Origin of the sequence: Pandoraea terrae (assembly GCF_902459695.1) — a bacterium.
Lineage (GTDB): Bacteria > Pseudomonadota > Gammaproteobacteria > Burkholderiales > Burkholderiaceae > Pandoraea > Pandoraea terrae.
On sequence record NZ_CABPRZ010000002.1, the window covers coordinates 225,628 to 248,602 of the forward strand.

Here is a 22,975-nt window from a genome sequence, read left to right on the forward strand (position 1 = left end):
CCGGCCGCCTGCCGATGCGCGATCCGGCGATGCCTCAGACCGGCACTTCTCCCTCCAGCGTAATACGGTTCAACACGCGTTCCGCTTCGCCATAGTCATGCACGGCATAGTGCATGGTGCAGCGGTTGTCCCACATGACGACGTCCCCCACCTGCCACATGTGGCGGTAGACGTTGTCGGGCGTCGTGGAGTGTTCGTACAGGAAGTCGAGCAACGGCCGGCTCTCGGCAACGGTCATTCCCTCGATCTGCTGCGCCGTGTCCGGATGGCCTACATAAAGTGCCTTGCGGTGCGTCTCAGGGTGGGTGCGAACGATGGGATGCACCGCCGACGGAATCTTGTCGATACCTCTCATCCGGGCGAGCCGCAGGCCTGTGAACCGTGCACGCAAGCCCTCGAGCATGCGCTGCATGGCCGGCGACAGGCGCTCGTAGGAGACATACTGATTGCACCACATCGTATCGCCGCCATGCGGCACGACGACGGCAGAAAGAATCGAGATCTTCGGCGGAACGGGTGTATAGATCGAGTCGGAATGCCACGCTTCCGTAGATGCCGTCTCCTTGGGAATCTTCGTGACCTGGATCAGGCCGGGGAAGCCAGGCACCGACGGGTCCAATGGGTTGTTTTGCGCCGGGTTGCCCCAGAGCCTGGCGAACTCGACGTGCGCCCCAGGTTGCAGGAACTGCCCGCGGTAGACAAGCACACCGTGCTCGAGAAAAGCGCGATGCAGCACTTCGAATACATCGCGGGTGACGGGCTCGTTGAGATTGACACCTTCAACCAGCCCGCCTACCGAGCCAGTCAACGGTGTAATTTGGATGCTCATTGAAATCTCCTGTAAATCGATAGCATCAAACCAGGCGAACTCATGCGACCGTCAGCACGATCTTTCCGACATGCTGATCAAGCTGCATGTACGCGTGCGCGTCTGCGATCTCGTCGATCGCAAACGTGCGGTCGATCGGCAAGCGGATACGGCCTGCTTCGAGAAACGGCAGCAAGTCGCGCGCGCACGCCTGGATACATTCGAGCCGTTCCTGCTCCGTACGCGTGCGGAACGTCACGCCGATCAGCTTCAGGCGCTTGAGCCATAGCTTCGTCAGGTCGATCTGGGCCGTCGCTGAGCCAAGACGCGCGATATTGACGAGCCGCCCTCTGACCGCCAGGCTGTCCATGTTCGCCTCGAATACCGGGCCGCCGACGGTGTCGATGATCACGTCGACACCGCGCTTGTCGGTTGCGGCCATCACAACCTCGAGCTGCGACTCACGCGACGAATCGATGCCGACATCGACGCCGAACTGGCGAAGCTTCTCGAGCTTCGCCGCGGAGCGGGATGTCGCGATCACGGGCTTCGCGCCCAGCAACGAGGCAATCTGAATTGCCGCCATCGCCACGCCCCCCGACGCGCCATTAACCAGAATCGACTCGCCCTTGCGAAGCTCCCCGTTCGTCACGACCGCATCGTGCGCGGTGATAAAAACGTTTGGGAAAGCGGCCGCATCGACCCATGAAAGGTTTTCCGGCACCGGCATCAGCGCAAGCGGGTCGAGGACGGCGTATTCCGCCTGACAGCCCTTGCCGTGACCCATCACGCGATCACCTTCGCGCCAGCCGGTGACCCCCTCGCCAACCTGCGCGACCTCGCCAGCCAGCTCGACGCCGGCGGTAATCGCGTTGCCCGAACGGAGTTCGCGCGCCTGGTTGATCTCGCCGCGATTCAATCCCGCGGCACGGACCCTGACAAGCACCTGTCCAGCCCCGACCTGCGGCACGGGGATGTCCTGCACTTCCACTTTGCCGCCTTGCGGCGTCGGCACTACTCGCACTGCTTTCACTGTTGTCTCCTCCTTTGAATACGGGTTGTCTCCCGTGCCAGTCAACTGCCTGCCGTCGCCTTGAGACGGATAGCCGATAGCAACTCACGCGCACGGTCCGCAGCGGCCTGGGCGCCAGGCATATTGCCGCGCACGAACGCCGGACGCAGGTCCTCGATTTCGGACAGCGCGCGAACCATCTCCTCGTTTGCCACGCACAGCTTCCGATACGCGTTGACCGTGAGAAGATAGGTGTGAAAGACATCGCTTTCCGGCTGCGTCGCGCCCATACGGTGCAACGCGGCGTTCAGCCAATGAGTGCCGGCCAGCATCGCCCCTTCGATCTGCATCTCCGCGTCTTGTGCACCGCATTTCCGCAGCGAGTGCTCGATGCGCCCGGCGGCGGCGATGTGTTGTTCAATGTTCATGCAACGCTCCTTCCATCCGCTCATTCAACAGACGAAAACACACCCGCAAAGCCTTGTCGCACTCCTCCACGATCGCAGCCGTCGGTGCGACACCCGCACGTACACAGGGATCGCGATACTGCTCCACGACTTCCATCAGATGCATCATCGACGCGATGTCCTCTGGAACGGGTGCCTCGACAACAGGCCGGCCCACATGCAGCACGTCCCCTAAAGGATGAAAGGCAGCTTGCAACGTGCCATCCGGCTGAGGAACGAGGTAAACCCCTGGCTGCGCCGCGTAGACGTCGTCAGCAGTGGTGATCCCCGCATGGTGCAGTGCAGCATTGACGGCATGGGTGCCGCCGGTCATACCGCTCCAGAACCACAACTCGAAATCGTCCAGCGGATCGAAGCGCGCCCGCAGCGCTTCCAGTCTGACGATCTTCTCCAGATGCGACTTCACGTTCATCGGAAATCTCCTTGTCCGTACGCCCGCCGCATTGCAGTGCGTGCTTTGAAAGATAGATGGAGGCCACCCACAAGTCAACAACTTCTATATAGAAGTAGTTGGAAACACCTATATAGAACATTCCGCGCCAACTCTATTCTATGGCTCATTGATTAAGGAATATTCGGCTTGACTAACCCCGCGCCGGATCCTACAGTTTGATAAACATCTATATAGGAGTTAAACAATGCCTCGTGCGATCGTGCTCAACCCGTCAGACAATGTCGCCACACTGCTCGATTCAGGAAGCGTCGGCGACGCCTGCGTTCTTCAGGGTGAACGCTCAGGTGAGGTCACGCTGCGGCAAGACGTGCCATTCGGGCACAAGGTCTGCATTGCGCAGACCCCTGGTGGCGCGGAAATCCTCAAATACGGCCAGGTCATCGGCACCGCGCGCACGTCGCTGGCAGTCGGCGAACATGCGCATGTACACAACATCGACTCGACCCGCGGACGCGGCGATCTGAATACGAGGTAAGCAGATGAAAACATTTCTCGGTTATCGGCGCGCAAATGGCACCGTCGGCGTGCGCAACTGGGTCGCCATCATTTCCGTCATGGACAATTGCAACCCGGTGACACGGACGATTGCGAGCGCGGTAGACGGTACGATTCCCGTCACCACGCTGTTCGTACGGGGTCAATACGGTGCGGATCTCGACTTCGCGTACGAGTCGCTCGCCGGTCTCGGACGGAATCCCAACATTGCGGCCGTCCTCGTTGTCGGCCTCGAGGAATCGTCGACAGAGGACGTCGCCTCGCGCATACGCGATACCGGCAAGCCCGTCGACACCGTACACCTCCAACCGCACGGCACCATTCACTGTATCGCCGAAGGCACGCGCAAGGCGCTGCGGCTCTCGATCGCCGCCTCGAGCCTGCGGCGCGAGCCGTGCCCGATGTCGGAACTCATCGTGGGCGTCGAGTGCGGCGGCTCCGATACGACGTCCGGTCTCAGCTGCAATCCGACCATTGGGCGAATGGCGGACCGTTTGATTGCGGAAGGCGGCACCGTCATCATTTCCGAAACGTCGGAGTTCATCGGCGCGGAACATCTGTTCGCCGCGCGAGCGGCAGATGAAACCGTCAGAGCGGCATTCGTCGACGCGGTCCGGAAGATGGAGCACGCCGCGATTGTGCGTGGCGTGGATATGCGCGAGTCCCAACCGTCGCCGGATAACAAGCGCGGCGGGCTGACCACCGTCGAGGAAAAAGCGCTTGGCGCGATGGCCAAGGCCGGTTCGACCCCACTTGTCGGCGTGCTTCGATACGGCGAGGCGCCCCGCCGCAAAGGACTTCATTTCATGGACGCGCCTGCCGCGGCCGTCGAAAACCTGACAGCGCTCGCCGCGGGCGGATGCCAGCTCACGTTTTTCGGCACGGGCGTCGGGAACCCCATCGGCAACATGGTCGCGCCTACCGTCAAGGTGTGTGGCAACATCCATACTCTGCAGACGATGGCGGACAACATCGATTTCGACGCCAGCGGCATTCTCGAACAGGGAATGAAAATTTCGGATCTAGGTGACCGGCTGTATGACTATGCAACGGACGTGGCATCGGGCACGCGTCTCGCCAGCGAAGTGCTCGATGTACGAGAAACTGCCGTCAGCCGTTTTGAACGCAGCCTCTAAGAGAACATGACAAAACTATCCATGGTGTCGGAAGCGATCATCCGGCACATCGAATCCGGGTCATTGCGCGAAGGTGACCGTCTGCCCTCCGAGGGCGACCTTGCAGCGAGCCATGGCGTGAGCGTCGGGACGGTCCAGAAAGCGCTCGTCCAACTCGTGCACTCGGGGCTCATCACCCGCGAGCAGGGGCGGGGCACGTTCGTGTCGGGCTCGCGGGTCGCTCCCGCCGACGTGCGCTATCTACGCTTTCGCGATGCGGATGGCAACGACCTTCCCTCCTATGTTCATGCCCGCTCGGTGAAGCGGTTGAAACGCAAGGGGCCATGGTCGGAGTTCCTCGACGGCGACGGATTCGTGCGCATCGAGCGTGTCATCAGCGTGGGCGGCCGGTTCGATCTCTACAGCGAGTTCTGGCTGCGCGAGGAGGATTTCGCCGAGCTTGGCGGTGTGGACCGGGCCGCGCTGGAAAAAAATCTGCGCGAGCTCGTCGCCCAACGGCTCTCGCTGCCGACGCTGCGGGTAGACCAATGGATCCAGTTCGGCAAGTTACCAGCCGCGGCGGCGAACGAACTGAGCATCGATCCGGGCGAGCCGGGGTTCATCATGGAACTGCGCGGCTACACGCTGCGCAACCGGCCGCTCTACTACCAGTCGATCTATTCCGGGCCGTTTTCCGAGCGGCTCGTCATCGTACGAGAGAATGCGCAATGAGTGCTCGCCTGCTTCCCGATGCCCTCGAAAACTGGACGTCCAGGGTTTTCGAAACGTGTGATGTGCCGCCCGCACAGGCCGCCGAAGCGGCATCGGTGCTGGTTCGCAGCGAACTGCGCGGCTACGGCACGCACGGCATGACACGCCTGGCTTCCTACGTCGAGCGGCTTCAGTCAGACGCGTTCAACCCGCGGCCGACGATAACGCACAAGGCTTTCCCCGGCGGCATCGTGGTCGATGCGGACGGCGCAATGGGCCAGTTGGCGGGTCCGTACGCGGTTCGGCTCGGGCTCGACGCGCTGAAGACGAGCGCCTCCGTACTGATCGTCATCCAGGCATGCGGCCATCTGGGCGCGCTGGGCATCCACACGCTGCTCGCCGCCGAGGGCGGCGCCTTTAGCATGATGGGCCAACACACACCGCCCGCGCTCGCGATGCGGGGATTCCGCGGGGCAGCCATCGGACACAACCCGATCGCATTCGGCTGCCCGCGACCTGGGCACACACCGATCGTTTTTGACGTAGCCTGCAGCGTCGCTGCGCGTGGGCACATACTCCTTGCCGCGCGCGACGGCGAGCCGATTCCGGAGGGCTGGGCGCTCGATGCCGAAGGCCAACCGACAACCGACGCGAAACGCGCACTCGGCGGCTCCCTGCTCCCCATGGGCGGGCATAAGGGTATCGGCATCGCGATGATGGTCGAATGCCTGGCGGGTGCGTTGACGGCGGCCGCCCCTGCGCCCGCGCCGCAGCGCCGCGCTGCGATGCAAGGTGCGTTTCTATGGCTTGTACAGCCGGAGCAATACGCTGGGCAGCCGGCTTTTGGAGATTACATGAACGACTGGACCCAGACATACCGTGCAGCAGGCGGCGACGGCGCGCGGCTACCGGGCGAACGCGGCGACGTGCTGGAGCGGCAGGCACGCGAGGAAGGCGTGGCATTACCCGCGTCCATCTCGGAAGAACTGCGTGCCCTCGGTGATCGCTTACGCGTGAGCTTTCCCGGATAGGGAGACCTCACGCTCCGGCATTGCGGCGATTCAGGCCAATAAATTAGTCATCCTTATTATAAATACCGACGAGACACGTTCCTATGAATGCCCCTCTTACAGCAGCGAACCGTAAGGCCATGGAAGTCGTCACGCTCGACGACAAGTACACCTTGGAAACGGGGCGCGCCTTCATGAATGGCACGCACGCGCTCGTGCGCCTGCCGATCATGCAACGCCGGCGCGACGAGCAAGCCGGGCACAAAACCGCAGCGTTCATCTCCGGCTACCGCGGCTCGCCTCTCGGCGGCTACGATCAGGCACTCTGGCAGGCGAAAAAACTTCTGGCAGAGCAGCATGTCGTATTCAAGCCTGGCGTCAACGAAGAACTCGGTGTCACGGCGGTGTGGGGCTCGCAGCAACTGGAGTTCGACGCGCCCAGCAAAAAGTACGACGGGGTGTTCGGCATCTGGTATGCCAAAGGACCAGGCGTCGACCGAAGTGCCGACGCGCTCAAACATGCGAACCTTGCGGGCACCGCGCCGCGAGGCGGCGTTATCGCGCTGGCAGGCGACGATCACGTGTCGAAAAGCAGCACCCTCGCGCATCAGAGCGACCACACGTTCATCGCCTGCGGCCTGCCGGTATTCTTTCCCGCCAACGTGCAGGACATCCTGGACCTCGGCGTGCACGCGTTCGCGATGAGCCGCTACAGTGGTCTTTGGGCCGGCATGAAGACGGTGCAGGAAGTCGTCGAAGCGGCGTCTTCTGTGCTCACGGATGCCCACCGCATCCAGACAGTGATTCCGAGCGACTTCGTGATCCCGCAAGGAGGCATGCATATTCGCTGGCCGGACGATCCGCTCGAGCAGGAAGCGCGCATGATGGAGTACAAGTGGCCTGCCGCGCTCGCGTACATCCGCGCGAACCGCCTGAACCACAATGTCATCGAAGGACCCCATGACCGTTTCGGGATCGTCGCAAGCGGCAAGGCGTATGGCGATACGCGCCAGGCACTGCTCGACCTCGGTCTCGATGACGCGCAATGCCGCGCACTCGGCATCCGGTTGCACAAGATCAGCGTCGTGTGGCCGCTCGAACCCACAAGCGTCCGGGAGTTCGCGAGCGGTCTGCGCGAGATTCTCGTGGTCGAAGAAAAGCGCCCGCTCGTGGAGCAGCAGTTGAAGGACGAGCTCTACCATTACCCCGCCGACGCGCGTCCGGTCATTGTCGGCAAATACCATGCAGCCGGCGCGGACCACCCCGGCGGCGAATGGAGCCACCGCGCGCCGGGCGAGGACTGGCTGTTGCGCGCAAAGGCAGATCTTTCTCCCGCGCAGATCGCGAAGGCGATCGCGGCTCGCCTGAAGCGACTCGGCGTGCCTGCGGACGTCGCGGCGCGCATGGATTGCCGCCTCGCGGAAATCGATGCCAGAGAGTGCGCCGTCAGTCTGGTCACCGGCGAATCCGAGCGGAAACCCTGGTTCTGTCCGGGCTGCCCGCACAACACCAGCACCCGAGTGCCTGAGGGTTCGCAAGCCACGGCGGGTATCGGATGCCACGGCATGGCGACCTGGATGGACCGCTCAACCACTTCGTGGTCCCAGATGGGTGGCGAAGGCGTGGCGTGGATGGGGCAGGCACCATTCAGCCGCCGCAACCACATGTTCGCGAACATCGGCGACGGCACTTACAACCATTCCGGCCTGCTTGCCATCCGTCAATCGATCCATGCAGGCGTGAACATCACGTATAAGGTTCTGTTTAACAGCGCCGTCGCGATGACAGGCGGCCAGCCCGTCGACGGCCAGCTCGACGTGCCTGCCATGACCTGCGAGTTGGCGGCCGAAGGCGCCAAACGCATCGTCGTGGTGACCGACGAGCCGGCCAAATATGCGGCGGCGACCGGCCTGGCAACGGGTGTGACGGTACGCCATCGCGACGAACTCGACGCTGTCCAGCGCGAACTTCGGGACGTGCCAGGCGCCACGGTCATCATTTATGACCAGATGTGCGCCACGAAAATGCGCCGGGAGCGCAAGCGCGGCACGATGCCCGAACCCGACAAGCATGTGATCATTAACGAACTGGTGTGCGAAGGGTGTGGTGATTGCGGCGTGGAGAGCAACTGCGTTGCGGTCCAGCCGCTCGAAACCGAGTTTGGGCGCAAGCGGCAGATCAATCAGAACACCTGCAACAAGGACTTTTCGTGCGTGAAGGGTTTCTGTCCGAGCTTCGTCACCGTCGAGGGCGGACGGCTTCGGAAGCCTGAAGCCGCGCGCAAGGTGACGCTCGCCGACATGTTGCCGCTACCGGAACCGCAACCGCCCGGTGCCGCAATCGCACGCCGTATCGTGGTGGCAGGCGTGGGGGGAACCGGGATTGTCACGATCGGCCAGGTGCTTGGAATGGCCGCGCATCTCGAAGGCAAGCGTGTGATCACGCAAGACGCGACCGGCATGGCTCAGATGGGTGGCGCGACCTGGAGCCACATCCAGATTGCGGATCAGGACGACGCCCTGCATGCTGCGCGGGTCGATGTGGCGATGGCCGACCTGGTGCTCGCCTGCGATATGGTCGTAGGTTCGCAAAAGTCCACGCTCTCGATGATGCAGCCCGGGCGGACCTTCGTTGTGCTCAACAGCCACGTCACGTCGACGGCCGCGTTCGTGCGCAATCCTGACTGGAAAGCACCCGGCGACGAGGCAATGGCGGCGATCGCCCAAGGTGTCGCCCCCGGACAGATGGGTGTTTTCGATGCCGAACTGACCGCAACGCAATTGCTCGGCCAGTCGATCTACTCCAACCTGATGATGCTCGGGTATGCATGGCAGAAAGGCCGCGTGCCGCTGGCGCGGGAATCGCTGATGCGGGCAATCGAGCTGAACGGTGTGCAGGTTGAAAACAACAAGGCGGCCTTCGAATGGGGACGACACTGCGCGCACGACCTCGCCAGCGTGCCGGTGCGCGACGCCAGTGCGCAGGTGATCCAGATCACCAAAAAGCCGTCGCTCGACCAACTCATCAGCAAGCGTGCCGCATTTCTCACGCAATACCAGAACCCGTCATACGCCGCTCGCTATGAAGCGTTTGTTGATCAGGTGCGCGACGCGGAGTCGCGGTTCGGCAGCCACCGCCTGGCCGAAACGGTAGCGCGCTACCTGTTCAAGCTGATGGCGTACAAGGACGAGTATGAAGTTGCGCGCTTGCACACCGACACCGCGTTCACCTCAAGCGTAGGGTCGAAGTTCGAGGGCGACGTCCGCCTCGTGCATCACCTGGCACCGCCGCTCTTCGCGAAACGCAACGCAAACGGTGAACCCGTCAAGCGTCCGTTCGGGTCCTGGGTTCGCCCGGCCTTCCGTGGACTTGCGGCATTGAAAGGGCTGCGCGGCACCCCGTTCGACCCGTTCGGCCGTACCGAGGAACGCCGCACGGAGCGTCGACTCATCAGCGAGTACCGAGCGTGCATCGAGGAAGTTCTGAAGGGGCTCTCCGAGGACAATCTTACCGTTGCGCTCGAGATTGCCAGCGTCCCGGAAGGAATTCGAGGATATGGTCACGTCAAGGCGCGCAATCTCGCGGCGGCGCGCGTACGGTGGGAGCAACTCATGAAGCGATGGCGCGATCCGGCGTCGCCGGCACATGACCAGGAGCAAGATGTCCTCGATCGGATGACCCGGTAACACAGCAACGTGCCCCCGGTCGGGCAACACCGCTTCGAAGACTCGACCGGCCCGGCACGACGCAGGAAACGAGCGGTCTCGCACCACAGCACGAGCCGCACACCCGGTACCTCATTACCGTTCCAATCCGCCAAAGAGCGGGCAAACGCTGGCGCCGCCAGACAATTCAGGAGACTTCGATGTCCAACCAACGCAGCGCCTCTCATGCGCCAGTACGTCCAGGCGCTTCGAGCCGATCCGTATCGCGGCCACTCTCCAAACCGGGGACTATCGCCGCGATCACAATCGGCAGCGGTCTGGAACTGTACGACTCCGTTGTGTACAACTTTTTCGCCACGCTGATCGGCCCGATGTATTTCCCTGTCAGCGACCGGTACGTCCAGCTATTGCTATCGTTCGCCGCATTCGGCATCGGTTACGTGATGCGGCCTATCGGCGGACTGGTGATCGGTGCTTACGCGGACCGGGTTGGACGCAAGCCCGCAGTGATACTCACGCTGTGGCTGATGGCGATCAGCGCGGCGCTTCTCGTGTTGACGCCGACGTACGCGCAGATCGGCCTATTCGCGCCAATCCTGATGACGGTTGCCCGCCTCCTTCAGGGCTTCGCGATCGGCGGCGAAATGGGGCCGGCGAGCGCCATGCTGCTTGAGTACGCAGATGAGAAGTCGCGCGGCTTCTATACGAGCTGGCAACCATTCAGCCAGGGGCTCGCGGCGGTCTTTGCCGCACTCGTTGCGCTGTCGTTGACCAACGTTCTCACACCATCCGCGCTAGGCTCCTGGGGATGGCGGATGGCGTTCGTGATCGGCGTTCTCGTGATCCCCATCAGCGTGATGATCCGCAGCCGCCTCGACGAAACGCTCGTGCCGAAGAAGTGGGGAGAGAGTGATGCGGACACCCATCGTCAACTGCTGAAAGCGCATTGGCGCGAATTACTGGCAAGCGTGCTTCTGATGATCGGTCTCGCGTCCGCCGTGCACGTGGTCGTGTTCTACCTTCCCAATTACGCCGCGATCCAACTGCACATTCCACTGTCCCAATCGATCTGGGCCGGTTTCGTCGGCTCGCTCGTACTCATGCTTCTCTCCCCGCTATCGGGTTGGCTCAGCGATCGCCGCGGCCGCCGCGCTGTCGTCTGGTGGTCACGCGTGGCGCTAATGGTCATGATCTATCCGGCTTTCGCCTTTCTGAATAGCCATCCTTCATTGCCCGCCCTGCTGGCAGTGGCAACCTGTCTGGCCGTGCCCATGGCAATGACCTCGCCGTCAACCCTCGTGCTGGTGAGCGAAGTGCTGCCTCAGCGGCTCCGCGCCACGGGCTTGTCTTTCAGCTATTACGCGGCTGTGGTGGTGTTCGGCAGTTTTGCCCAGTTTTCTTCGACGCTGCTGATTCATTTGACCCACGACGCCAATGCTCCCGCGTATTACATCATCGGATGTGGCCTGTTGTCGCTGATCGGTCTGGCGATGGTGCGAGAGACGTTGGGCCGCCGACTGAAATAGCCTGCTTCATCGCAGGCGTCTGTTCTCGTCGTCTCGCCGCCTCCAGCCCTTTACCGCCGCCCGCGCCGGGCCCCGGGCGCCACGGCGATGGCCGCGGCGGCTGACGGGCGTAGCCGCCGGCCGCCGGCCGCCGTCATCGAGGAAATCGATTCGCGCGGCGCCGCGATCAGCGCACGGTACTGCGCCACCAGTAATTCCTGTGCAGAGAGTTGCTCGCGCAGACGCCCCGTGACCGCCTCCTGAACGGTGCGCGCGGCTTCCAGGCCGAGTTGCGTCTCGCGTAACGCCGCAATCGTGCCTTCCGCCGCAGTCACGTCCTTCTGCAAGGTTTTCTGAGCGGCGATCATCGCTTTGTTCGCTTCGCGCTGACCGTCGAGTTCGAGCATCAAGCGGCGCTCGCTCGCGTCGGCGCGCGCGTTGACCCGTTGACGCTCCTCATCCCAGGCCGCACGTTCTGCGTCGCGCTCGGCCTGCAATGCTTCCTTCTCCTGACGTGCAAGCGCGAGCAGCCGGCGCGATTCGACGGCATCGGCTTGTGCCGTGACCCATTGCGCCTCGGCACGACGCGCCTGCGCCTGCGCTTCGTCGCGCGCCTGACGTGCATCGGCGGCGGCCACTTCGGCCGACGCAAGCCGCTCTTGCAGCACCGCCCTTGCCTGCACCAACGCTTCGCGCTCGGCCGCCAGCGCTTGTGCCTGTGCATCCAATTCGCTCGTGCGTGCCGCCGCCATCTCTGCGACTTCTGCCTTGCCGGCCGTCAGCGCCACGTCCCAAAGATGGGCCGCTGCCTGCGCAACCGTTTCCGGCACCGTCCCGCCCGACGCCCCCGCGAACCCTTGCGGTTGCCGCAAACGCGCCCCAAGCCCGGCGAACCAGGCATCGAGATAGGGACTCACCGTATTGGGCGAGCCTCGGCCCATTTGTAGACGAATTCGCTCGATGGTCGGCCGCTGCCCGGCCAGCAACAGCGCATCGGCGGCCTCCCAGACGTCCTGCTCGGAAATTCCCCGCATTCCGCTGCGCGGATTCGGCGTTGTGCGCGGCATGACCATGGCGACCTCATTTAAGTTACGATAATGAAAGATTATCGTGATCTAACTCTGTGCTACGTATTATTTTTTACATCATACATATTATTTATTATGGATCGCAAGATTTTCGGCGAAATCGTCGCCCAGACTGCCGAAAATGGCGTCACCGCCCCGCTCAATCCAACGACGCTGGATCCCGCAGCCGAAGCGGCAGCGGCGGCGCTCGCCCGCGAAGGCGATTCAGTCAACACGCGGCAAAGCTATCGCTCCGCCCTGCGGTATTGGGCCGCCTGGTACGGTTTGCGATACCGCCAACCGTTGCTGCCGCCGCTCTCGTCTGCGGCAATCGTTCAGTTCATCGTGGATCACGCCGAACGGACGACGCCGCAAGGCCTCGCCACGGAAATGCCGGCGGCACTGGACGCCGCGCTCGTGGCGCTTGGCATGAAGGCGCGCCGGGGTGCGCCTGCACTGGCGACGCTACGTCATCGGCTGGCGGTGATCGGCAAGCTGCATACGGTTCGCGGGCTCGCCAATCCGTGCGCCGAGCCGGCGGTGCGGGAATTGATGGCGAAGACGCGCCGGGCATACGCGAAGCGCGGGGTTCGGCCCGCGAAGAAGGCGGCATTGACGCGCGATCCGTTGCGGCAGATTCTGGCCACGTGCGACGACTCGCTGCGCGGAAAACGCGATCGGGCCCTGCTGCTGTTCGCCTGGGCCAGCGGCGGCCGGCGGCGCTCGGAAGTCGTGCGGGCCTCGTTCGATACGCTGCGGCGCACCGGTGACGATGCCTACGTTTTTACCTTGACGTGGTCGAAAACCAATCAAGGCGGCGAAGCACGGGCGGAAAACGACAAACCGATCGTCGGCGAAGCGGGGGCGGCACTCACGGCGTGGCTGGCTGCCTCGAAACTCACCGAAGGGCCGCTGTTTCGGCGCATCCGTCGTGGCGGGCATGTGGGCGAACCGCTCACGGAGGCGGCAGTACGCGACATCGTGCGCAAACGTTGTGCAATGGCCGGATTGGAAGGCGATTACTCGGCGCACTCACTGCGCGCCGGATTTGTGACGGAAGCGGCCCGGCAGCAAATTCCGCTGGCGGAAACCATGGCGATGACGGGCCACACCAGCGTGGCGACTGTCGTCGGCTACTTCCGTGGCGCGGATATCTCACGCTCCCGCGCCGCGCGTCTCATTGACGACGAGCCGTCCTGAACGCTGCGAGCCGGAAGCATGAAGGTTCAGGTTTTCTTGCAGGCCAGCGCCGCGACGCTGTTGAGCAGGACGCGAACGAGTTCGGACTGACGGGCCACGCCGGTCTTGGAGAAAATCGAACGCAGATGCGCCCTGACGGTGTTTGTGCGGACGTTGAGCGCAACGGCTGCCTCCTCCAGCGAGAGTCCTTTGGCGAGCTCCATGGCGAGCGCCGCCTCGGCAGGCGTCAAGCCGAACATTTGGCGCACAACCTCGTGCGTTGCCTGCGGCTGGCTATCCGGGTCACGCACGAATACGGCCACGGCGGGCCGGCGCTTACCCTCCGACCACTCCCCCATGGGGACGCTGCGCACCACAACGCCGAGGTTCCGCTTGCCTGACGGGCGCATGACCGACATGGCCTCGACGACCGCCCGTCCCGGTTTCGCATGTCCGCACAACGCCCCCTTGACGAGCCGCTGAAGCTCACGGTCGTCGCGCGGGTACACCGCCGCCAGCGCGTTGTCGGCAAGTCTGAGCCCGTCGCGTGCTTGCAGCAGCTCGTCCGCCGGCGCGTTGGTTTGCAGTATCTTGCCGTTTTCGTCGAGGATGAGCGTCCCGACCATCAGGCGGTCCATCGCCCCCGCGTAGAGCTTGCGCTCGGACTCGCTCCGGTCGAAGTGCGCGTGCAATATCATGGCGCGCTTCAGGTGAGGCAGCAGCAGGCGACAGAAGGCCTTGTCATTTTCCGAAAACGCCTCGGCCTCGCGCGGACGACAGACGCGTAGTCGGCATTCCTCGCCGCCGGGGGTACGAACATCCGCCCCCATGATGTGAAAAACGTTGTAGTGTGCGAGAAATTCCTGATAGAGGGGTGAGGCTATCCATTGCGCCTCGCCCAGGATCTCGTGGACCGTGACGACCTGCTCGGGGGGCAGGTCCACGAACGGATCTAGCGAGTAGTAATACGTTGCATAGGAGACAGATCCTTCCGTCGTGACGTCTCCCGCGCTGATATACAACCCCGGGTCATCCGGCGTCGATGAGCGGAGAATCAATGTGACGTAGTTCGCACGCAAGCGCTCGCGGATGAAATTGAGACTCTTCTGCCAGGGAACGGGTTCGAGTGGCCCCTCGTAGATCAGGCCGATCAACTGGCTAAGTTCATCGGCAGACAGGGAAGCAGGATCCATCTTGGTTCTCGTGGGCGGGACGATGAGTCAGGCGCTGTCAGAACACTGCGCACGCTCGTCGTCCAGTCTGGTGCGCGGCATAGCGCGTGTCAAGTATTCCGCCCGCCTGGGCGCGAGGGGTACGCCTTCCTCGCCAGAAGCTACATTTGAATGGTATGTTTCGACATGCCGGCCGCGCAGCCACGACCTGTCCTTCGCCCCCCCTACCCCGATGAGGTGCCCAACGTCATGACTTCGTCCAACCCATTGCTCGTTACCAAGCTTGGCATCAGCACGCCGATCATCCAGGCGCCCATGGCGGGCGTCACCACGCCCGCGCTCGCCGCCGCCGTTTCCAACGCCGGCGCGCTGGGCTCGCTCGGCGTTGCCGCCATGGGCGCGGATGGCGCACGCACCGCGATTCGCGAGACTCGGGCACTCACGGACAAACCGTTCAACATCAATGTGTTCTGTCATCCGCCCGCTACGCTGGATGCGGCACGCCAGTCGGCATGGATTGCTTACCTTGCCCCCGAGTTTGCGAAGTTTGGCGCCGCTGCGCCCGCCGAGTTGCGTGAGATCTACACGAGCTTTCTCGCCGACGAGGCCATGTACAAGATGCTGCTTGACGAGCGTCCGGCCGTCGTCAGCTTTCATTTCGGCTTGCCACGTACTGAGTGGATCAAGGCGCTTCACGATGCAGGCATCGTCCTGCTCGCCAGCGCAACGAATCTCGACGAGGCCAAACGGATCGAAGCTGCCGGCATCGACGCCATCGTCGCGCAAGGTATCGAAGCGGGCGGCCACCGCGGCTTTTTCGAAGATGCCGGTGATCGCGGTCCGAACGTCGACGAAGGCCTCGGCACCCTGGCGCTGGTGCGTTTGCTCGTGGAGAAAACCACGCTGCCCGTGATCGCGGCCGGTGGCATCATGGATGGCGCGGGCATCGCAGCGGCGCTTGCACTCGGTGCGCAGGCGGCGCAGCTCGGCACCGCCTTCGTCGCCTGCCCGGAATCGTCGGCGGACGCTGCCTACCGCGCGGCGCTTACCAGCGCAAAACCACCGCGCACCGCCATGATCCGCGCGATCTCCGGGCGCCCTGCGCGCGGGTTCGCCAATCGGTTGTGGGAGTTGGAGCAGGCGGCCGACCGACCGCTCGTCGCGGGCTATCCGATGGCCTACGATGCCGGCAAGGCGCTGGGCGCCGCCGCGAAGGCAAAGGGTGACAGTCACTATGCCGCACAATGGGCGGGACAGGCCGCGCCCCTCGCGCGCGCCCTGCCCGCCGCCGATCTGGTCGCGGCATTGCGCACCGAGACGCGCGCCACGCTCGACGCCTTGCGGACGCTCATCATCTGACGACGCAAAAACGCCCGGCCAACGCAATGCGTTGCCGGGCGCGCTGGCTACACCACCGTCGTCAATGTCCGCCGCCGAGATACGCAGCCTTTACGGCCGCGTCGTTGCGCAAACGCTCGGCCGGTCCATGCACCGAGATCCGTCCGTTTTCCAGCACATAGCCATAATCGGCCACGGCCAACGCCGCACTGGCGAACTGCTCCACCAGCAGCATCGTCACCCCGTCGGACTTCAGGTTGCCGATGATGCGGAAGACTTCGTCCACCAGAATCGGCGCCAAACCCATCGACGGCTCATCGAGCAACACGATGTCAGGCCGCAACATGACGGCGCGCGCCATGGCGAGCATCTGCTGCTCGCCGCCGGACAAGGTTCCGGCAAGCTGATTGCGGCGCTCTTTCAGGCGCGGGAACAGGTCCATCGCCCGCTCCAGGTCGGCGGCCACGTCGCCGCGCGGACGGCTGCCGGTCAAGCGTGCAAACGCGCCGAGCCGAAGATTGTCGGTCACCGACATCGTCGCGAACACGCGCCGCCCTTCCGGGGAATGGGCCAGGCCGCGCTTGGCGATGCGGTGCGAGTCGAGCCCGTCGATACGCTGGCCGCTCAGCGTGATCTCTCCGCCGGTCGGCTTGATCATGCCGGAGACGGCTCGCATGGTGGTGGTCTTGCCGGCCCCGTTCGAGCCGATCAGCGTGACGACTTTCCCGGCCGGCACTTCGATGTCGATGCCATGCAGCACCTGCACCTTGCCATAACCGGCTTGCAAATTGCGAATCGAAAGCATATGCGGTCCGTGTTCAGTTGCGGTTGCGGGGTGGCCTCTCAGGCGCTCACGGCGCCGGCGCCACCGAGATACGCTTCGATCACCTTCTCGTCGGACTGAATCGCGGCAGGCAGGCCTTCCGCAATCTTCTGTCCGAAATCGAGCACGGACACCGTCTCGCAAGTGCTCATCACCACGTCCATGTGGTGCTCGATCAGGATCACGGTGATGCCGTGGTCACGGATCTTGCGGATGATGGACAGCAACTCGCGAATATCGGGCGCGGTCAGCCCGGCAGCCGGTTCGTCGAGCAAGAGCAGTTTCGGATCGAGCGCCAGCGCGCGGGCAATCTCGAGCAGGCGCTGTTTGCCGTACGGCAGATTGCGCGCCTCTTCGTCCGCCAGCGGCGCCAGGCCCACGAATTCAAGCAGCGACAGGGCCCGTGCGCGCGCGGCCGCCTCGTCCCGGGTGTAGCGCGGCAGCCTGAGCGCCACGTCGGCCAGGTTCGCGTCGAAGGTGTGATGCAAGCCGACCAGGATATTTTCGAGCGCCGTCATCTCGCCGAACAGTTGCACGTTCTGGAACGTCCGCGCAATGCCCGACAGCGCGATATCGGCCGACGACTTGCCCGCGATCGACTTGCCGGAAAACTCGATGGTGCCGGCTGTGGGCACGTAGATGCCGGTCAGCACGTTCATCATGGTGCTCTTGCCCGAGCCGTTCGGGCCGATCAAGCCGTGAATCGTGCCGCGGCGCACGGTCAGATCGACCTGGTTCAGCGCCTTCAGGCCATCGAACTGCATCAGGATCTGCCGCACCTTGAGCAACTCGTCCGGCCCGCTGGCGGCAGCCGCCAGCACAGGGTCCTGCTTGGTGGCGACGGCGTCGTCGATTTGCGCGGCCGACACCGTCATCGCCCGGCGGCGATGCAGGATCCCCTGGCGCAGGAAGCCGACAATGCCGTCCGGCAGGTAATACACGACGAACAGGATCATCAGGCCGAAGATCGTCAGGCGCCAATCGGTCAACGCTTCGAGCCGCCACGCAACGGCCGCCAGCGCCACCGTGCCGATCGCCGGCACGGCCGCCCGGCGGGGCGTGGTGCGTGCGCGCGCGATCGCGACGCCGGCGGCGGCGACCGTCACGACGGCAATCAACGATGCCACGATGCGGAAGATGGCAATGTCGTCGAGCAACTGCGGCAACAGGACGATGATCGCGGCGCCGAGCAACGAGCCGCTGCGCGTCTTGCGCCCGCCCATGATGACAGCCAGCAGGAACAGGATCGTCAATTCGAAGTTGTATGTGTTCGGCGAAATGTACTGTTCCGAATACGAATACAGGCAACCCGCAAGGCCGGCGAATCCCGCGCTGATCACGAATGCGTAAACCTTGTAGCGATAGACCGAGACCCCCATGCAATCCGAGGCGACCGGGCTGTCGCGCAATGCCTCGAACGCGCGGCCCAGATGCGACTTGAGAATGCGGTGCGCCACCAGCATCGCGGCGAGCAACAGTATGGCCACGACCCAGTAGTACTCGACTTCGTCGATGGCATGGCCGCCGATCATCGGCTTGGACAATTTGATGCCGAGCGGGCCGGACGTCAGAAAGTCCATTTCATTGATCAGGATCTGGAGGATGGTGCCGAACGCAAGCGTCACCATCGCCAGATACGGTCCGATCACCCGCAACGCGGGCAGCGCCAGGAGTGCGCCGAACCCGGCCGTGACCAGCACCGAAGCAGGCACGGCGAACCAGAACGAAAGGCCGAGTTTCGTGAAGAATACGCCGGCGACATAGGCGCCGACGCCGAACAGCCCCGCATGGCCGAGCGACACCTGGCCGGTGTAGCCGACCACGATGTCGAGCCCGAACAGCAGGATCGCGTAGATCATGATCGTTTCGATCATGTGGATGTAATACGGATTGCTGACGGCGAGCGGAAAACCGAACAACGCCACCAGGCCCGCCAGCGCGCCGAGCGCGCCGAAAACCCCGAGGCCGCCAAAGGCGCGCAGGGATTGGGAAGTCGTCTGTGCGCTCATGCTCACACCTTCTTGATGGCGGTCTTGCCGAACAGGCCGGCGGGCTTCACGGCCAGCACCAGCAACAGCAGCACGAGTCCCGGCACGTCCTTGTAGCCGGTCGACAGATAAAAGCCGGTGGTCGTCTCGGCCACCCCAAGCATCACGCCGCCCACGAGCACGCCCATGCCGGACGACAGGCCGCCGATAATGGCTACGGCGAACGCCTTCAGGCCAAGCACCGCGCCCATCGTCGCGCCCGTGAGCGTCAACGGCGCAATGAGCACCCCGGCGAAAGCCGCGGTCATCGATGAGAGCGCGTACGAGAAGGTGATGACGAGGCTCGTATTGATGCCCATGAGACCAGCCGCGTCGCGATCGTTCGACGTCGCCACGACGGCCTTGCCGTAAATCGAGCGGCGGTTGAAAAGCTCGACGGCGGCCATCATCAGGAGCGCGCCGCCCACGACGAGCAGTTCCATCGGCAACACATTGGCGCCAAGCAGATGCACCGGCGCTTCCGGCAGCGGCGACGGAAACTTCAAGTCGTCCCGCCCCCACAGGTTTTCAGCAACATTGCGGAAGATGATGCCGAGCGCGATCGTCGACATGATCCAGCCGAACTCCGACTTGATGCGAAGTGCGGGTCTCACGCCGATCCGCTCGACGAACGCGCCTTGAAGCAGCCCGAACAGACAGACAATGGGGATCATCAGCCAATAATTGAGGCCGAGGGAATCGACGAGGGTCAGGCCAACCAGGGCGCCAAGCATCAACGCTTCGCCCTGTCCAAAGTTCAGCGTGCCGGACGTCGCGAACGTCAGTTGATAACCGAAGGCGATCACGGCGTAAATCATCCCCAGCGCGATACCGCTGTAGATGAGTTGAATCAGGATGGTCATGCGGTCCTCTCTCGCGTGAGGGCGAGCCTACGAGACACTGCGGCACAGGAGACGTCATGGCAGACGTATCACGTCGGGGCCCGGCCCCATGCGCCGCAGCCCCGACGAAAAGCCGGCCAACGTGTGGCCGGCGTCACTGCCTGAGGGTTTATTTGCTTGCGTGTTTGGCGCGCACATTCGCACCGTTCTTGAGGTCCGCGTCATAGGCGTAGACCACTCGGCCGCCCTTGACTTCGCCCATCACGGGAATATTGGCCGTGATGGCGTCATGGTCGTCGCGGGTGAACGGCTTGTCGTACGTCGTCACAACGCCTTCGACCTTCGCTTGAAGGCTTTCGAGGGCTTCACGCACCTTCGGGCCGTCCGTGCTGTTGGCCTGCTTGATGGCGGCGGCCAGCAGATACACCGAGTCATAGCCTTGCGCAGCCGAGACCGGCGAGTCGATCCGGTTGTTCTTCGGCTTGAACATTTTCAGGTAGCCGTCGATGAAAGCCTTGCGCTTGGGCGTGTTCGCCTCCTGGATGAAGGTCTGCGGCATGCGCGCGCCTTCGCCGTTGGCGCCCGAATTGTCGATGTAATTGGCCATCGACAGGGTCCAGCTGCCGACGATCGGCAGTTTCCAGCCGAGCTTCGCCATGCCGTTCGCGATCTGGGCCAGTTCCGGTCCGATGCCGTAGGTCAGGATCACATCCGCGCCGGCCTGCTTCGCCTTCAGCAGTTGGGCCGTCATGTCCACGTCCTTGATGTTGAACTTCTCGACGGCGACCGGCTTGATGCCCTTCGCGGCCAACGCCTTTTCCAGGTCCTCACGGCCAAGCTGGCCATAATTGGTCGAATCGGCCAGGATCGCCGGCTTCTTGAAGCCGCGCTTGGCGATGGCTTCCTCGACGATCATCGGCGCCTGGATGCTGTCCTTCGCCGAGTTGCGGAAAACGTAGTTATCCGGATATTGCGGTGGCTTGAACTGGTCGGTAATGATGGTGCCGGTCGCAACGTTGTTGAACACCGGAATCCTGGCGTCCTGATAGAAGCGCTGCGAGGCCAGCGCCACACCGGTGTTGATGTAGCCGACGGTCGCGACCACCTTCTCCTTGTTGATCAGCTCCTGCGCGACCTGCACGCCGCGCTCGTTCTTGGCTTCCTCGTCGCGTTCCACGAGGACAATCTGGCGGCCCAGCACCCCGCCCGATTTGTTGATTTCAGCCGCGGCCAGCCGCACCCCATCGCGCATGGACACGCCCATCGACGACGAACCGCCCGTGAACGGCCCGGAAACCCCGATCTTGATCGGATCGGCCGCCACGGCTGCGGTGGCCGACACAGCGAATGCAACGGCGCCAGCGATAAGCTTGAAACGGAAGTGCATATGGTCTCCTGTCGATTGCGTGCGGTACGACGCTTGAATATAGCCAAGGCATGCTGACGCGCATCGATACGTCTCCTGCTTTTGCCGCCCCATGCTTGGAATTCGTTTCAGGGCAATCGGAACGATGCGAACGACAGGCCTAGCGCGCCGATTATGTGACCGCTGAGTTTCGCACGCAAAGGCGGGAATACCCCTATATTAAGGAGATCAAAGGGTCGGAAAATCGCTTGCGACGCGCGCGATCTCGTCGCCGGGGAGTCCCGCCGAGGCCGCGTGACGAGGCCATTCGGCAACGGCGTCCTGGACTTGCGTGACGATGCTTCGGTGTGCAGGCACCAGAAAACGGTCGCCAACTTGCCGAAGATCTTCGCGTGTGATGCCGCGAAAGGCGCCGTTGACCGACATCAGGTGCTGATACGTCCATTCGCCATGCGGGTTGTACGCGTGCGTGATGTCATACGCCGGCGAAAGCCGCCAGCGTCCGGCGCGGTCCATCAGGAACGACAGATTCTTGGTGTGATCGTCGCAGTTGGCCGCAAGGACGTTGAACGTCATGCGGCGAAACGCTTCCTCGCGCGCCTCGGCGGACAATCCGAGTGCATCGATCGCCTGAAAATACTGGTTGTAGTCGTGCGTGCCGCGCTGTTTGTAGTCGAGATGCTGCATCGCGCACAGTGTTTGTGCGTGCAGTTTCTCGTCGCCCACGCGATCGAAGCGGCGCGTCATGAAGTGCGCTCGGCCATTTTCTTCGAGCAGCCGGCATTCGCTCATCTCGATGCCTGCGGCCAGTGCCATGCGGTGGTACGCGTATTCGATGCGGCCGTAGTGACCGCCCGTGCCGAGTTCGGCATCGCGCCCGACGCCATCGAGCTTGAGCAGCCAATACTCGAAGCCCGGGTCCGCCGGCAACTGTCCGGAACGGATTTCATGGGTGTCCGGATGCCAGGCAATGACGGCTTTGGCGCGTGCGCCGCCGGCGGACGTGCCCACCTGGATCAGGTGCAGGAGCGCGGCTTCCGTCTCGCGATCCCCATCGAAGCGCCCTGCGAGGGCTCGACGCGAGCCGGCCACGAGTTCGCTGATTTCAATGGCCGTCGGCTTGACCCGGCGGGGACCGCGGGCGGGGCGAAATTCGAGCGCGCCCATGCCGCGCCCGGCCATGTACGCAAGCCGGTCCAGCGGCGTAATGGCGGCTTTCGTCACGCCTTCACGGGCCAGGTAGGCGTCGATCAGGGCATTGCCGAAGTCATCCGGCAGCGCATCGGCCAGCACCGCCGGCAAGCGCTTGAACGTGGCCTCCGGCAGCAGCGGAAAGACATGTGTCGACCGGGCGACCGGCAAGTTCACCGGCGAAATCTCGATGCCTTGCGACTGCCATTGCGGTGCATATTCAAAAACGTAATAGCCGAGCGTCGGATCCAGCGTCACGGCGCCGACCGTCTGGCCCCACATGCGGACTTCGATCAGATCGACAGGGCGATATGCCATGTGGGAATGTCTCGCTCAAAGATCGCCGTGGGCGCGCTTGCGCGGACGCGAAACCCGCTGGCGCGGGGCCTTGTGACGGCTGGCCTTGAGCATCTGCATCGGGCTGACGCTGATCCGCGGTGCCAGGGCTTCGAGCCAGTCCGTGCGTTGCAGGGCACGCAGCACCTTGATCATCGTCGTCATCGACGAGCCCTTGCCCCCTTCCAGGTTCTTCACCGCCCCAACGCTCACGTCGGCACGCTGCGCCAGCGTCTCCTGGTCCCAATTGGCGCGCAATCGCATCGCCCGGCATTGATCGCCGACGTAAACCATCCAGTCGTCAGTGGAACGTGCTTCCGTCTCAACAGCCATAAATTCACCTTTTAGACGAACTTTTGATGCGTATGGCTACTATTATAGCTCAGACAGCA

General features: G+C 63.4%; 20 protein-coding genes. 8 read left to right on the forward strand and 12 right to left on the reverse strand.

What is annotated here, in order from left to right:
* Positions 1-34: 34 nt before the first annotated feature.
* The 4 genes from PTE30175_RS03120 to PTE30175_RS03135 are packed head-to-tail and all read right to left on the reverse strand — an operon-like array spanning position 35 to position 2,699.
* A complete protein-coding gene (locus PTE30175_RS03120) occupies positions 35-829 on the reverse strand; it encodes a TauD/TfdA dioxygenase family protein (protein WP_150695581.1) in 795 nt (264 codons plus the stop codon).
* A gap of 40 nt (positions 830-869) precedes the next feature.
* Positions 870-1,841: a zinc-binding dehydrogenase gene (locus tag PTE30175_RS03125; RefSeq protein ID WP_150695582.1), complete on the reverse strand. Its 972-nt coding sequence runs from the start codon at positions 1,839-1,841 to the stop codon at positions 870-872.
* Between the two features lie 41 nt (positions 1,842-1,882).
* Complete coding sequence (locus PTE30175_RS03130) at positions 1,883-2,248, reverse strand: hypothetical protein (protein WP_150695583.1); 366 nt, start codon at positions 2,246-2,248, stop codon at positions 1,883-1,885.
* Entirely contained in the window at positions 2,238-2,699 is a 462-nt protein-coding gene (locus PTE30175_RS03135) for a hypothetical protein (RefSeq protein WP_150695584.1), read from the reverse strand. The genes PTE30175_RS03130 and PTE30175_RS03135 overlap by 11 nt, the downstream gene beginning before the upstream one ends.
* Before the next feature lie 226 nt (positions 2,700-2,925).
* Between PTE30175_RS03135 and PTE30175_RS03140 the strand changes: the two genes are divergently transcribed.
* The 6 genes from PTE30175_RS03140 (at position 2,926) to PTE30175_RS03165 (ending at position 11,263) form a co-directional block, all read left to right on the forward strand.
* The gene (locus PTE30175_RS03140) at positions 2,926-3,216 is read left to right on the forward strand and encodes a UxaA family hydrolase (RefSeq protein WP_150695585.1); all 291 of its coding nucleotides are present in this window, start codon (positions 2,926-2,928) and stop codon (positions 3,214-3,216) included.
* A 4-nt stretch (positions 3,217-3,220) separates the two neighbouring features.
* Positions 3,221-4,372 (forward strand): UxaA family hydrolase, encoded by a 1,152-nt coding sequence (locus PTE30175_RS03145; protein WP_150695586.1) that lies wholly within the window; start codon positions 3,221-3,223, stop codon positions 4,370-4,372.
* Positions 4,373-4,378: 6 nt separating this feature from the next.
* Positions 4,379-5,083 (forward strand): GntR family transcriptional regulator, encoded by a 705-nt coding sequence (locus PTE30175_RS03150; protein ID WP_150695587.1) that lies wholly within the window; start codon positions 4,379-4,381, stop codon positions 5,081-5,083.
* Positions 5,080-6,093 (forward strand): Ldh family oxidoreductase, encoded by a 1,014-nt coding sequence (locus PTE30175_RS03155; protein ID WP_150695588.1) that lies wholly within the window; start codon positions 5,080-5,082, stop codon positions 6,091-6,093. Before PTE30175_RS03150 ends, PTE30175_RS03155 begins: the two co-directional genes overlap by 4 nt.
* Positions 6,094-6,176: 83 nt before the next feature.
* Entirely contained in the window at positions 6,177-9,758 is a 3,582-nt protein-coding gene (locus PTE30175_RS03160) for an indolepyruvate ferredoxin oxidoreductase family protein (protein ID WP_150695589.1), read from the forward strand.
* 179 nt (positions 9,759-9,937) lie between these two features.
* Complete coding sequence (locus tag PTE30175_RS03165) at positions 9,938-11,263, forward strand: MFS transporter (RefSeq protein WP_150695590.1); 1,326 nt, start codon at positions 9,938-9,940, stop codon at positions 11,261-11,263.
* 50 nt (positions 11,264-11,313) lie between these two features.
* Here the strand turns inward: PTE30175_RS03165 and PTE30175_RS03170 are convergent, their stop codons facing one another.
* Positions 11,314-12,315 carry a DNA-binding protein gene (locus PTE30175_RS03170; protein ID WP_150695591.1) on the reverse strand — a complete coding sequence of 334 codons (1,002 nt, stop codon included), beginning with the start codon at positions 12,313-12,315 and terminating at the stop codon, positions 11,314-11,316.
* A gap of 90 nt (positions 12,316-12,405) precedes the next feature.
* Between PTE30175_RS03170 and PTE30175_RS03175 the strand changes: the two genes are divergently transcribed.
* Positions 12,406-13,509 carry a site-specific integrase gene (locus PTE30175_RS03175; protein ID WP_150695592.1) on the forward strand — a complete coding sequence of 368 codons (1,104 nt, stop codon included), beginning with the start codon at positions 12,406-12,408 and terminating at the stop codon, positions 13,507-13,509.
* Between the two features lie 26 nt (positions 13,510-13,535).
* Here PTE30175_RS03175 and PTE30175_RS03180 read toward each other — a convergent pair whose 3' ends face one another.
* A complete protein-coding gene (locus PTE30175_RS03180; protein WP_150695593.1) occupies positions 13,536-14,681 on the reverse strand; it encodes a helix-turn-helix transcriptional regulator in 1,146 nt (381 codons plus the stop codon).
* A 228-nt stretch (positions 14,682-14,909) separates the two neighbouring features.
* On the opposite strand from PTE30175_RS03180, the gene PTE30175_RS03185 reads away from it, so the two are divergent.
* A complete protein-coding gene (locus PTE30175_RS03185) occupies positions 14,910-16,019 on the forward strand; it encodes an NAD(P)H-dependent flavin oxidoreductase (RefSeq protein WP_150695594.1) in 1,110 nt (369 codons plus the stop codon).
* A gap of 61 nt (positions 16,020-16,080) precedes the next feature.
* Here the strand turns inward: PTE30175_RS03185 and PTE30175_RS03190 are convergent, their stop codons facing one another.
* From PTE30175_RS03190 to PTE30175_RS03215, 6 genes are all read right to left on the reverse strand, one after another.
* Positions 16,081-16,803: an ABC transporter ATP-binding protein gene (locus PTE30175_RS03190; protein WP_150695595.1), complete on the reverse strand. Its 723-nt coding sequence runs from the start codon at positions 16,801-16,803 to the stop codon at positions 16,081-16,083.
* A 38-nt stretch (positions 16,804-16,841) separates the two neighbouring features.
* Positions 16,842-18,830, reverse strand: coding sequence for a branched-chain amino acid ABC transporter ATP-binding protein/permease (locus PTE30175_RS03195; RefSeq protein WP_150695596.1), 1,989 nt, complete (start codon positions 18,828-18,830; stop codon positions 16,842-16,844).
* A gap of 2 nt (positions 18,831-18,832) precedes the next feature.
* On the reverse strand, positions 18,833-19,711 hold the full coding sequence (locus PTE30175_RS03200) for a branched-chain amino acid ABC transporter permease (protein WP_150695597.1): 879 nt from the start codon (positions 19,709-19,711) through the stop codon (positions 18,833-18,835).
* Positions 19,712-19,859: 148 nt separating this feature from the next.
* Positions 19,860-21,077, reverse strand: a complete 1,218-nt coding sequence (locus PTE30175_RS03205) for an ABC transporter substrate-binding protein (RefSeq protein ID WP_150695598.1) — start codon at positions 21,075-21,077, stop codon at positions 19,860-19,862.
* A 207-nt stretch (positions 21,078-21,284) separates the two neighbouring features.
* A complete protein-coding gene (locus PTE30175_RS03210; protein ID WP_150695599.1) occupies positions 21,285-22,565 on the reverse strand; it encodes a type II toxin-antitoxin system HipA family toxin in 1,281 nt (426 codons plus the stop codon).
* Positions 22,566-22,580: 15 nt separating this feature from the next.
* Complete coding sequence (locus PTE30175_RS03215; protein WP_150695600.1) at positions 22,581-22,916, reverse strand: helix-turn-helix domain-containing protein; 336 nt, start codon at positions 22,914-22,916, stop codon at positions 22,581-22,583.
* Positions 22,917-22,975: the final 59 nt, after the last annotated feature.